The following is a 13,321-nucleotide window of genomic DNA, read 5'->3' as shown; positions in this document are numbered from 1 at the left end:
CCCCCTCGCATGCCCGAATGGACTGCCGATGACCGACACCCAGGACCTGCCCGCCGACTGGTCCGACACCAAACGATCCCTGCTCGCCCAGCGCCTGCGGCGGGCCGCCGCCCCGGTGCGGGCGGTCGAGCCCCGCCCGGAGGGCACCGCGCCGCCGCTGTCCAGCGGGCAGGAACGGCTCTGGTTCATGGACCAGTTCGCACCCGGCGGGACGGCGTACACCCTCGCGCCCGCCCGGCGGCTGCGCGGACCGCTGGACCGCCCGGCCCTGGACGCCGCGCTGACCGCCCTGGTGGAGCGTCACGAGGCGCTGCGGATGACCTTCCCGGTCACCGAGGACGGCAGGGCCGAGGTCCTGGTCGGCGGACCCGGCCCGTTCGCCGCCACGTTCGTCGACGCCTCCGGCGACCCCGACCCCGGCCGAAGAGCCGCCGAGGAGATCGGGGCGCTGACCGCGATCCCCTTCGACCTCGCCGCCGGGCCCCTGCTGCGGGCCCTGCTGGTCCGGCTCTCCGACCAGGACCACGTCCTCGCCCTGGTCATGCACCACATCGTCGGCGACGGCTGGTCCATCGACATCCTCAACCGGGAACTGGACCTGCTCTACGACCGGTACGCCCACCAGGCCGACCACGAACTCCCGCCGCTGCCCGTCCAGTTCGGCGACTACGCGCGCTGGCAGCGGGACCGGCTGGACAGCGGCGCGCTGGCCGCCTCCCGGGACTACTGGCGCACCGAACTCGCCGACGTCCCCGCCCTGGAACTGCCCGCCGACCGCCCCCGCCCGCCGCTGCTCACCTTCGACGGCGCCGCCGTCGAACTGCACTGGAGCCCGGAACTCGCCGGCGCCGTCGCCGAGTGCGCCCGTGCCCACGGGGCCTCCGCCTACATGGTGCTGATGGCCGGACTCCAGACCCTGCTCGCCCGGCACACCGGCCGGCGGGACTTCGCGATCGGCTCGGCCGTGGCCGGCCGCCTCCACCGCGAACTGGAGCCCGTGGTCGGCGCGTTCGTCAACATGCTGCCGATCCGGGCCCGGCTGGCGGACGGCACCACCTTCGGCGGGCTGGTCGGCCGGGTGCGGGAGACCACCCTCGACGCCTACACCCACCAGGAGGTGCCGTTCGAGCAGATGGTCGCCGACCTGGACATCGAGCGGGACGTCAGCCGCTCGGCGGTGTTCCAGGTGACCTTCGCCTACCAGAACTACGGCGACCGCGCGGCCGCCGCCACACCCGCCGCCCCCGCCGAGGGATTCGGGCACGCGGCCACCACCAGCCACGCCGACCTCGCCTTCTACCTGCGGGAGAAGAAGGACGGCGGGCTGTTCGGCCTGATCACCTACCGCACCGACCTCTTCGACGCCGGCACCGTACGAGGGCTCGCCGAGCGCTTCGAGGTCCTGATGACGGCCGCGACGGCCGACCCCGGCCGGCCCCTCGACGAACTGCCGGTGCTGACCGCCGCCGAGCGCCGCGACGCCGTCGACGGCTGGGCCGCCGGCCCGGCCCTGCCCGAGGACGGACCGCGGACGCTGACCGCCCTCCTCTCGGCCGCGGCCCGGCGGGCGGGCGACAGCCCGGCGCTGGTCTTCGAGGACGAGACCGTCACCCACCGCGAACTCGACACCAGGGCCACCGCCCTGGCCCGACGGCTGCGCGCGCTCGGCGTCGGCCCGGACGACCGGGTGGCGGTCTGCCTGGAGCAGTCGCCGGACCTCGCCGTCGCACTGGTCGCCGTCCTGAAGGCCGGCGGCTGCTACCTGCCGCTGGACCCGGAACAGCCGCCCGCCCGGCTCTCCCACCTGGTGGCCGACGCGGACGTCCGGGTGCTGGTGACGGACTCGGAGCTGCGGACCCGCTTCCCCGGCCACACGGGCGCGGACCTGCTCGTGGACCGCGTCGACCTCGCCCCGGACGACGAACCGCTCCCGGAGGCCTCCGGCCCGGACGACCTCGCGTACGTCATCTACACCTCGGGCTCCACCGGGCAGCCCAAGGGCGTCGCGGTACAGCACCGCGAGATCGTCAACTACCTGACCGGCGTGCGGGAACGGCTGCGGATCGAACCCGGCGCCCGCTACGGGCTGCTCCAGTCGCTGTCCTTCGACTTCAGCATCACCATGCTCTACACGGCGCTCGCCACCGGCGGCCGGGTGCACCTGCTGCCGCGCCGCATCGCCGGTGCCGAACTCGCCGAGCAGATCGAGACCGCGCGGCTCGACTACCTCAAGATGACGCCCTCCCACCTGGCCGCGCTGTCCGCCGACGCCCCGGTCGAGCGCCTGCTGCCGCGCCGGGCGCTGGTGCTCGGCGGCGAGGCCTCGTCCTGGGCCTGGGCCGCCGACCTGGCCGCCCGCGGCCGGTGCGCGGTGTTCAACCACTACGGCCCGACCGAGGCGACGGTCGGCGTCACCGTCCACGAGGTCCTCCCCGGGGAGCACGGCCCGGGCAACACCCCGATCGGCACCCCGCTCGCCGGCGCGCGCTGCTACGTGCTGGACGGCGACCTGCGGCCGGTGCCGCCCGGCGTGACGGGGGAGCTGTACCTCGGCGGCGAGCGGCTGGCCCGCGGCTACCTGGGCCGCCCCGACCTGACGGCGGAACGCTTCGTCGACGACCCGTTCGCCGACGGCCGGATGTACCGCACCGGCGACCTGGCCCGGTGGCGGCCCGAAGGCGCGCTGGAGTACCTGGGGCGCGCCGACGACCAGATCAAGGTCCGCGGCTACCGGGTCGAGCCCGGCGAGATCGAGGCCGCGCTCACCGCGCTGCCCGGCGTCGCCCAGGCCTTCGTGACCGTCCGCGGCGAGGGCATCCGGCAGAACCTCGTCGCCTACCTCGGCCGCGCGGGCGACACGGCCGTCCAGGCCCCGGCCGAACTGCGGACCGAACTCGGCGCCGTCCTGCCCGACTACATGGTCCCCGCCCGGTTCGTCGTCCTCGACCGCCTCCCGCTGCTCGCCCACGGCAAAGTCGACCGCAAGGCCCTGCCCGAGCCCGAGGACGCCGCCCCGGCCGGCGGCCACGTCGAACCGGAGGACGGCACCGAGGCCCTGATCGCCACGATCTGGGCCGAGGTGCTCGACGTCGCCGGGGTCGGCGCCCTGGACGACTTCTTCGAGATCGGCGGGCACTCGCTGCTCGCCACCCAGGTCGTCGCCCGGCTGCGCCGCGCCTTCCCCGACCTGCCGACCCCGGTCGGCGTGATGGACCTCTTCCGCTTCCCGACCGTCCGGCAGCTCGCCGGGCTCGTCGCCGACCCGGACGCCGACCGGGGCCCGGCCGGGCTGCTGCACCGCCTCACCCCCGAACGCCGCCGCACCACCGGCAGCGTGGTCTGCGCGCCCTACGGCGGCGGCAGCGCGCTGATCTACAAGCCGCTCGCCGACGCCCTGCCCGACGACTGGGCCCTGCACTCCATCGCCGTCCCCGGACACGAACTCGGCGAGGAGCCGATGGGCGTCGAGGAGGTCGCCGACCGGTGCGCCCGCGAGATCATCGAGAACGTCGAGGGCCGGATCGTGCTGTACGGGCACTGCGGCGTCGGCGTCCGCCTCGCCGTGGAGATCGCCCGCCGGGTCGAGGCCGCCGGCCGGGAGATCGACGCCGTCCACCTCGGCGGCATCTTCCCCTTCGCCCGCCCCAGGGGGCGCGGCGCGGCGATCGGGGAGCGCTGGGCCGAACTCCTCGACCGGATGCGCAGCGACCAGGACATGATCAACGGCCTGGCGGCCGCCGGGATGGACACCGACGAACTGGAACCGGAGCAGCTGCGGCTGATCGTCCACAACCGCCGCACCGGCACCAAGGACGTCGAGCGCTACTTCACCCGGATGTTCGGCACGGAGGACGGACGGATCAAGGCCCCCGTCATCGCGGTCTGCGGCGAACGCGACCCGGCCACCGAGTTCTACCAGGAGCGCTTCCGCGAGTGGCACCGGCTCACCGGCACCACCGCCGTGGTGGTGCTCGACGAGGCCGGCCACTTCTACCTCAAGTACCGGGCCGCCGAACTCGCCGCCATCGTCACCGGTGTCCACCGGTCGATCGCCGCGGGGGAGGAGGACCGCCACCGCAGGACGGACGGCGCCACCTGGTGGCTGGCCGGGCTGTCCAGGGCCGGGTCCGCCGGGGACGGCCTCGTCGCCGGCGCCGGGGGACCGGGCCCGGCCGGGCCGGACGGGCCCGTCCGGCCGACCATGCGCCGATTCCTCACCGTCGCCTCCGGGCAGCAGGTGTCGATGATCGGATCGGCGCTCACCGAGTTCGCCCTGCCGGTCTGGATCTACCTGCGCACCGGCTCCCTGGCCCAGTTCGGCCTGCTGGCCGCCTGCGGCCTGGTGCCCGGCATCCTCGCCGCCCCGCTCGCCGGCGCGGTCGTCGACCGCGGCGACCGGCGCCGGACCATGATCCGCGGCGACATCGCCGCCGGCGCCACCCAGGCCCTGCTGCTCCTGCTGTACCTCACCGACAGCCTCCAGGTCTGGCACGCCTACGCGCTCATCGCCGTGCTCTCCACCGCCCTCACCTTCCAACGGCTCGCCTGGAACGCCGCCGTGCCGCAGCTCGTCCCCAAGCGCTACCTCGGTCGGGCCAACGGCGTCGTCCAGATGGCCTTCGGCCTCGCCCAGTTCCTCGTCCCGCTGTTCGCCGTCGGCCTGCTCGCCGCGATCGGACTCGGCGGCATCCTCGTCCTCGACGTGACCAGCTACGTGTTCGCCCTCGGCGTCACCCTGGCCGTACGGTTCCCCGACGTCATGGGCTCCACCCGCAGGGAGAGCATCTCCGCCGAGATCCGCGAGGGCTTCCGCAGGGCCCTCGGCAGCCGGCACTTCCGGGCGATGCTGCTGTACTTCGCCGTCCTGAACGTCTTCCTCTCCCCGCTGTTCCTGCTCACCACCCCGCTCGTGCTCTCCTTCGCCCCGCTCTCCGCGGCCGGCTGGGTGTCGACCGCGGCCGGCCTCGGCGCCGTCCTCGGCGGGATCACCCTGCTCGTCTGGGGCGGACCGCGGCACGGCAGGCTGCGCGGGGTGCTGCTCGCCACCCTCGCCGTCGCCGCCGCCTGCCTGCTCACCGGGCTGCGCCCGTCGGTCTGGACGGTCGCCCTCGGCGCGTTCGGCATGACCTTCGCACTCGCCCTGCTCAACGGCTCCTACGCGACCATCGTGCAGACCAAGGTGCCGCTGCGCTTCCACGGCCGGGTGATCGCGGTGAACACCATGGTCGCCTGGTCGACCCTGCCGGTCGGCTTCGCCCTGATCGCCCCGTTCGGCCCCGGGCTGCTCCAGCCGCTGATGGACCACGACGGCGCCCTCGCCACCACCGTGGGCCGGCTCACCGGCACCGGCGACGGCCGCGGCATCGGACTGCTCTACCTGCTGTTCGGCCTCGCCATGGCCGTCCTCGCGCTGGTCTGCCTGACCGTCCCGGTGCTGCGCCACTTCGACCGGGACGTCCCGGACGCCGAACCCGACGACCTGATCGGCCTCCAGACCATCCAGGACCGGACCGCCGGCCCGGCGGGCACCGCAGAAATCGCAGGACTGGCAGGACCGGCAGCCGCCGCAGCCACCGCGGACGCCGCGGCACCCACCCACCCGCACCGCTCCGAGACCGAGGTGACCGTCCGGTGAGCACCACCCACCCGCTGACCGCAGAACAGCGCCGGCTCTGGTTCCTCCAGCAGCTCCACCCGGACGACGCCGGCTTCAACATGTATCTCAACCGGCGCTGGACCGGGCCGATCGACCCGCGGGCCCTGCGCACCGCCCTGAACCGGCTGACCGAGCGGCACGAGATCCTCCGCACCCGCTTCGTGTACGCCGGCCCCGACGACGCGGAGCCCGTCCAGCTGGTCCAGCCCCCGGCCGGGATCGACCTGGTCACCCTGCGACTGCCCGAGGGCGCCACCGAGTCCGACTTCACGGACGCCTGCCGCCCGTACGTCAACGCGCCGTTCGACCTCGCCGCCGCGCCGCCGCTGCGCGCCACCCTGATCAGCGCGGGCGAGCGCGAGCACGCCGTCAGCGTCGTCGTCCACCACGTCGTCGCCGACGGCTGGTCCTTCCGCACGATGTGGCGCGAACTGCTCGCCCTCTACCGCGAGGCGATCGGCGAAGCCCCCGCGAACCTTCCCGAACTCGCCCTCCAGTACGGCGACTTCGCCCGCGCCGAGCAGGCCGCGACGGGCGGCGCGGCGGGCGAGGAGGCGTTCCGGTTCTGGGCCGACCGGCTGGCCGGCACCGGAGCGCTGCGACTGCCCTTCGACCGGCCGCGACCGCGCAACCCCGCCAGGCCCGCCGGGTTCGTCACCGTCTCCCTCGACCCCGCCCTGACCACCGCCCTCGACCGGTTCGCCCGCCAGGAGCGGTGCACCCCGTTCATGGTGCTGCTCACCGGCTACCAGAGCGTGCTCGCGCGCTGGACCGGCTGCCGGGACTTCGTCGTCGGCACCCCGCTGGCGGGCCGCACCGAGGCCGCGCACGAGGCCCTGGTCGGCTACTTCAACCGCACCGCGGTGATCAGGTCCGACCTGACCGGCGACCCCGACTTCCGCACCGCGCTGAAGCGGACCAGGTCCGCCGCGCTCGCCGCCCTGAGCCGCCCCGACGCCCCGGCCGAACGGCTCGCCGCCCACCTCGGCCTGCCCCCGGACGCCGGAGCCGGACCGCTCTACCAGGCCGTCTTCGTCCACCAGAGCCAGTACGAACTCGCGGACGGCGCCGGCGAGCCCGACCTGCCCGCGGGCGTGCGCACCACGAGCATGGACTCCGGCTTCGAGCAGGCCAAGACCGACCTGCTGCTCGACAGCTGGCGCACCGCCGACGGCGGGATCACCCTCTCCTTCTGCTACGACCGCGAGCTGTTCGACCGGGAGACCGTCGAGGCGCTCGGCGACCGGTGCCGCGAGCTGTACGCGCGGATCGTCGAGGACCCGGAACTCCCCCTGCACGGAGACTGGTTCGTCGGAGCGCGGGAGCGGGCCGAGCTGCTCGCCCTGGGCGCCGGACCCGACGCCCCGGCCGGCGTGCGGACGGTGCTGGAACGGTTCGCCGACCAGGTCGCCGAGCGGCCCGGGGCGCCGGCCCTGGAATGCGAAGGACGGACGCTGTCCTACGCCGAACTCGACCGGCGCTCCACCGAACTCGCCCGCCGGCTCGGCCCGGTGACGGGCCGGGTGGTCGCCGTCGCGATGGCGCCCTCCCTCGACCTGGTCGTCGCCCTGACCGCGGTCTGGAAGGCCGGCGCCGCCTACCTCCCGCTCGACCCGGCCCACCCCGAGGAGCGGCGCGCCCTGATGGTCCGCGAGGCCGGCGCCGTGCTCACCCTCACCGGCGCGGACCTGCCCGGGCCAGGGACCGGCGACCTCGCCCCGCCCGACCCGGCCGGCCCCGCCTACGTCCTCTACACCTCGGGCTCCACCGGCACCCCCAAGGCCGTCGCCGTCGACCACCCGGCGGTGTCCGCCCGGGTCGACTGGATGGCCGGCCCGGACGGCTACGCGCTGGGCCCCGCCGACCGGATCGTCCAGTTCGCCTCGCTCGGCTTCGACACCCACGTCGAGGAGATCTGGCCGGCGCTGGCGTCCGGGGCGTGCGTCGTGCTGCTGCCCGGCGGCGGACGGACCCTGCCCGACCTGCTCGACGGCCCGTCCGGCCGGTCCGTCACCGTGCTGGACCTGCCGACGGCCTACTGGGAGGAGCTCGTCGCCCTGGGCGGGCAGACCCGCTGGCCGCAGGCGCTGCGCCTGGTGGTCATCGGGGGCTCCGAGGTGCGCCCCGGCCCGGTCGACCGGTGGCGCCGGCGGCACGGGGACGCCGTCCGGCTGGTCAACACCTACGGGCCCACCGAGGCCACCGTGATCGTCACCGCCGCCGAGCTGACGGCCGAGGACACCGCGCACCGGCCCCCGCTGGGCCGCCCGCTGCCCGGGGCCAGGCTGTACGTGCTGGACGAGCGCGGCGGGCTGCTGCCCCGGGGCGCCGAGGGCGAACTGCACATCGGGGGCATCGGCCTGGCGCGGGGCTACCTGGGCCGGCCCGACCTGACCGAGGCGGCCTTCGTGACCGACCCGTTCACCGGCGGCACGATGTACCGCACCGGCGACCGGGCGCGGTGGCGGCCGGACGGCCGGCTGGAGTACCTGGGGCGCGGGGACGGGCAGCTGAAGCTGCGCGGCTACCGGATCGAGCCCGCCGAGATCGAGTCCGCGCTGACCGCGCACCCGGACGTCGCCCAGGCCGCCGCACTGGTCCGCGACGGCCGCAGGCTGCTGGCGTACGCCGTCCCAGGACCGGGCGCCGAGCCCGGCCGGGACGAACTGCGCGAGCACCTCGCCGTGCGGTTGCCCGCCTACATGGTCCCGGACACCGTGGTCGTGCTGGACCGGCTGCCGCTGACCCCGAACGGCAAGCTCGACCCGGCGGCGCTGCCGGACCCGGGGACGGCGGCGGGTCCCGGCTACGTCGCCCCGCGCACCGACGCCGAGCACCTGGTCACCGAGCTGTGGCAGGAGGTCCTCGGGGTGCCGAGGGTCGGGGTGTTCGACGACTTCCTCGCGTTGGGCGGGGACTCCCTGCTGGTCACCAGGGTCGCCGCGCGGATCCGGTCCGGGCTCGGCCTCGACGTCCCGATCAGGGACGTGTTCGAGAGCAGCACGCCGGCCGCGCTCGCGGGCCGGATCGAAGCGCTGCTGATCGCCGAGATCGACGCGCTCAGCGAGGACGAGGCGTCCGGGCGGCTCGTCGGCTGAACGGCCGGGGCCCGGCTCCGCGGAGGGCGGAGCCGGGCCCCGGTGCGTCCGGACTCCTTCCGGAGGCGGGGGCGGACCGCCCGGTCACACCCCGGCGGCCCCGGCCAGCGCCGCGTCGAGGTCCTCGGCGAGGGCGGTCACCGCCGCGGAGTCGAAGGCGTGCTCGTTGTAGCGCAGCCAGCACCGCAGCCCGCCGTCGGGCTGCTCGGCGACGGCCAGCTCCGGGACGTGCAGATCGCCGCCGGGCAGCGGGTACGGCACGGTGGCGTTGCGCGGCAGCTCCCAGGCCGCGCAGGCCACCCCCGGCAGCTGGGCCGGCGCGCTCCAGCTCTCGTACCGCAGCCAGGCCGCGAACGGCGCCCGCGGGCTGAACTCCGCGAACGGGTACAGCTGGTGGTCCAGCGCGGCGGTGGCGGCGGTGCGCACCCGGTCGAGCAGCTCGGCGAAGCCGGGCGAGCCCGAGGCGTCCACCCGCACCAGCAGCGACTGCACGAAGCAGCCGACCGCCCGCTCCGCCTCCGGCCTCGTCCGGCCCGGCACCGGCGTCATCAGGACGAGGTCCGGCTGCCCGCTGCGGGCGGCCAGCAGACCGCTCCACACCGCCGCCACCGCGAGGAACGGGGTGGCCCCCAGCTCCGCCGTCCTGGCCCGCAGCGCGGCGGCCCGCTCCGGCGCCACCGTGAAGGCGTGGGCGGCGCTCAGCACCACCTCGGTGTGCCGGCGGCCGGGGAACGGGTCGACGGCGGCGGGCGCGTCCGCGAGCGCCGCGGCGAAGTGCGTCCGGGAGACCGGCCAGTGGGCGTTCGACCACTCCACCAGCTCGCGGTACTCCGGCCCCGGACGGACCGCCGGGGCCCGTCGGCCGTGGCGCAGCGCGGAGTACAGCACGCCCAGGTCGCGCAGCAGCACGCCCAGCGACCAGCCGTCGCTGACGAGGTGGTGCACCGACAGCAGGACGACGTGGTCCTCCGGCCCCCGGCTCACCACGGCCAGCCTGGTCATCGGGTCCGACCCCACGTCCGTCAGCCGGTCGCGCACCGCGACCAGCCGCGCCGACACCTCGTCGTCGCTCGCGCCGGGCGCGTCCACCAGCACCACGTCCGCGCGCGGTTCGTCGTCCAGCACCGCCCGCAGCACGCCCGGTTCGGCCCCGGGCACCGGGACGAACCCGGTCCGCAGCGCGGGGTGCCGCCGCACCGCCTCGTAGAGCGCCTCGCGCAGGACGTCCGTCCGCAGGGCCTCCGCCACCCGGAACATCACCGCCACCGAACCGACGTTGCGGTCCGGGGCCTCGGCCATCCAGCGCAGGAAGTTCTCCTGCTGGGAGGTGAGCGGAAGGTCGTGCGGCTGCGCGCGCAGCGAGCGCAGGAAGGGCGGGACCTCGGCCCCGTCCGGCTCGGCCGGCCCGGCCGGAGCGGCCTCGGCCCCCTCCAGCCAGGCCGCCTGGGCCCGCAGCGAGGGGCGCTCGAAGACCAGCGCCGTGCGGGCCGCGACGCCGAACTCGGCGGAGATCGCGGCGGCCAGCTGGACCGCCCGGAAGGAGTCCCCGCCGAGGGCGAAGAACTCCTCCTCCACCGCACGGACCTGGCGCCCCAGCACGGCCCGCCACAGGCCCGCGAGGGCGAGCTCGCGCTCCGTCTCCGGTGCTCTGCCGGTCACCTCGGCGGGTTCCTCGAACGAGGTCCGCAGCAGGTGCTTGACGACCTTGCCGCTCGGGTTGCGCGGCAGCGAGTCCAGGACCAGGACGCGCACCGGCAGTTCGGGCCTGGCGAGCCGCTCGCTCAGGAAGAGCCGCAGGCCGTCCAGGTCGATCCCGCCCGGCATCGGGACCACCGCGGCGACCGGCACCTGGCCCATCACCGGGTGCGGCACCCCGAGCGCCGCCGCGTCGGCGACCTGCGGGTGCTCGTGCAGCACCGCCTCGATCCGCAGCGTCGAAACCTTCAGCGCACCGGACTTGACGATGTCGCTCTCCCGGTCGACCAGGTGCAGGAAGCCGTCCCCGTCCAGCCGACCGAGGTCGCCCATGCGGACCCAGCCGTCGCGGAACACGGTGCCGGGGCCGGCCCCGGCGTACCCGCGCGGCGGGCCGGGCTGGCGCAGCCAGATCTCGCCGGTCCCGCCGGGCGGGACCGGCTCCCCGGCGTCGTCCAGGATCCGCAGGTCGGCCGGGTCGGTCGGGCGGCCCACCGAGCCGGGCCGGCCCGGGTCCACGACCGCGGAGATCTGGGCGGGGGCGGCCTCGGCCGAGGTGTAGGTGTTGACGACCGTCGCCTTCGGCAGGGCGGCGGACAGCCCGGCGGCGACGGCGGGCGGCAGGGCGGCGGCGGTCGAGCTCACCAGCAGGACGCCGCCGAGGTCGCGCCGGGCGGCGACCCCGGAGTTCAGCAGCTCCACCGCCGTCGACGGCACCAGGAACACCGTGCCCGCGCCGTACTCCTCCACCACCCGCCCGAACTCCTCCGCGTCGAAGCGCGGGAGGCAGATCGTCGTGGGCTGCGCGACCAGGGCGTTCACCAGGACGGCCTGGGCGGCGTTGGTCCCGATCGGGAAGGCGTGCACCGCGTGCCGCGAGTGCGCGTACGGGCGGGGCCGGGGGTTGAGGAGGAGGCCGGCGGTCAGGCTCGCGTGGGCGGCCCGGACGCCCTTCGGGGTGCCGGTGGTGCCGGAGGTGCCGACGATCTGGGCCAGGTCACCGGGCCCGGCCGGGTGCGGGGGCTCGGCCCCGGCCGGTATGCCGCGCGCTTCGAGCTCCTCCGGCCGGAAGGTGGGCAGTGCGGTGCGCGGGCCGCTCCCGGCCACCGCCCAGCGCGCCCCGGTGACCTCCACCAGCCGCTCCACGTCGTCCCCGGCCAGGTCCTCGCGGATCACCAGCCCGGCCGCGCCCGCGTAGTGCGCGGCCAGGAACGCGACGGCGTAGGCGTCCCACTCCCGGTTGGCGAACAGCAGCGCCACGGTGTCCCCCGGCCGTACGCCCGCCGAGGCCAGGCCGTGCGCGGTCCGGACGGCACGCTCGCGCCACTCGCCGTAGGTGAGCGCGCCACCGCCCGGTACCAGCAGTGCGGTGCGCTCGGGGTGGACCGCGGCCCGGTGGTCCAGGAGCGCCGGGAGCGTGAGGGGAACGGGGACGGTCTGGGCGCTGATGACGACTCCCGGAAGGGGTGCGGGGGCAGCGGGGGCACGGCGGAGGACAGCCGGCCGCTGATTGGTCCAGACCGTATCGGAATCGTGAAGGGAGGCGCCAGATCCGTTTCACGGATCGTCACGTCCTGGGGCCTGGAGGCACGGAGGCGTGGAGCGCCGCCGGGCGTGCCGTGCGGCAACGGGGCGTCGGGTCGGACGGCCGGCGGCGTGGGGGAGTGACGGTCCGTTCGGCGACTGTTCGTGACGCGCGGTCCAGGCGTCCGGCGCCCGGGGCCCGGCCGGAAGTCCGGTGGGCGCTGCCGGTCGTGCCCGGCTCCGAGGGCGTCCGTCCTCCCGGTGCTGCCGGGTTCCGCGTCGGCGTGGCCGCCTTCCGTCCGGTCACCGGCGGTGCCGCCGGGGGCGAGGGGTCTCAGGCGTTCGCGTCCGTGGAGGAGCGGACCACCAGCTGTGGCGCGAAGCGCTCGACGCTCTCCCTGCGTTCCCGTGACGGCGCCTGAAGGAGGGTCAGCGCCCGCTCCGCCATCGCGGCGAGGGGGTGGCGGATGGAGGTGATGGGCGGGTCGAGGAGTTCGAGCATCTCGGTGTCGTCGAAGCCGGTGACGGCGATCCGGCCGGGCACGGGGACGGCCGAGCGCTGGAGGGTGCTGACCAGGCCCACCGCGAGGACGTCCGCGCCGCAGACGACGGCGTCGATCAGGCCGTGCTGTTCGGCGATGCGGCGGCCCGCGGTGCGGCCGGCGTCGGTGGTGAAGCTGGGCAGCAGGACGGTGGTGGCGTCGGCGCCGCGGGCCCCGGTGAAGGCGGCGAGGCGTTCCGCACCGGAGGAGGAGGCCTGGTCGGCGGCGACCAGGGCGATCCGGTGCCGGCCGAGGCCTTCGAGGTGGTCCAGGAGCAGCCCCATCGCGGCGGTGTTGTCCAGGGTGACGGCCACGGTGCCGGAGCCGGTGGCCCAGCGGTCGAAGAGCACGACCGGGGCGCGCTGGGCGGCGGCCCGGACGGCGGGGCCCGAGGCGCCGGCGGAGACCGGGACGACGAGCAGGCCGTCGACCCGGCCGCCGAGCAGGGTCTCGATCTGCTCGGCCTCGACGGCGGGGTCGTTGGCGGCGTCGGAGACCACCAACTGCCCGCCCGCGGCGCGGACTTGCTGGGCGATGGCGTCGGCGAGCTGGACGAAGTACGGGTTGGCGAGCGAGGGCACGACCACGCCGACGGTGCCCGTGGTGCCGGTGCGCAGGGCGCGGGCGGAGTGGTTGGTGCGGTAGCCGAGGTCCTGGGCGGCCTCCTCGACGCGGCGGGCGAGCTCCGGGTCGACGTTGCGCGGGGTGCCGGCCAGGACGCGTGAGGCGGTCGCGCGGGAGACGCCGGCGGCCGCGGCCACGTCGAGGAGTCGGGGCGCTGTCACGTGGGCGGGTCCTTAGTGGTC

General features: G+C 75.8%; 4 protein-coding genes. 2 read left to right on the top strand and 2 right to left on the bottom strand.

Translation table 11 applies throughout. The annotated features are described in order from the left end of the window. The first annotated feature begins 28 nt into the window (after window positions 1–28). Both ACZ7C5_RS30125 and ACZ7C5_RS30120 read left to right on the top strand, forming a co-directional pair. Window positions 29–5,635 carry an amino acid adenylation domain-containing protein gene (locus tag ACZ7C5_RS30125; protein WP_470323846.1) on the top strand — a complete coding sequence of 1,869 codons (5,607 nt, stop codon included), beginning with the start codon at window positions 29–31 and terminating at the stop codon, window positions 5,633–5,635. Then, window positions 5,632–8,754 (top strand): non-ribosomal peptide synthetase, encoded by a 3,123-nt coding sequence (locus ACZ7C5_RS30120; protein ID WP_470323845.1) that lies wholly within the window; start codon window positions 5,632–5,634, stop codon window positions 8,752–8,754. The genes ACZ7C5_RS30125 and ACZ7C5_RS30120 overlap by 4 nt, the downstream gene beginning before the upstream one ends. 84 nt (window positions 8,755–8,838) lie before the next feature. Here ACZ7C5_RS30120 and ACZ7C5_RS30115 read toward each other — a convergent pair whose 3' ends face one another. Continuing rightward, complete coding sequence (locus ACZ7C5_RS30115) at window positions 8,839–11,853, bottom strand: AMP-binding protein (protein ID WP_401088524.1); 3,015 nt, start codon at window positions 11,851–11,853, stop codon at window positions 8,839–8,841. Window positions 11,854–12,307: 454 nt separating this feature from the next. Beyond that, complete coding sequence (locus tag ACZ7C5_RS30110; protein WP_401088303.1) at window positions 12,308–13,300, bottom strand: LacI family DNA-binding transcriptional regulator; 993 nt, start codon at window positions 13,298–13,300, stop codon at window positions 12,308–12,310. Window positions 13,301–13,321: the final 21 nt, after the last annotated feature.

Source organism: Kitasatospora sp. NPDC036993 (assembly GCF_055607525.1).
Note: the sequence above shows the minus strand (reverse complement) of the source record. Positions and strands in the feature narration are given on the sequence as shown.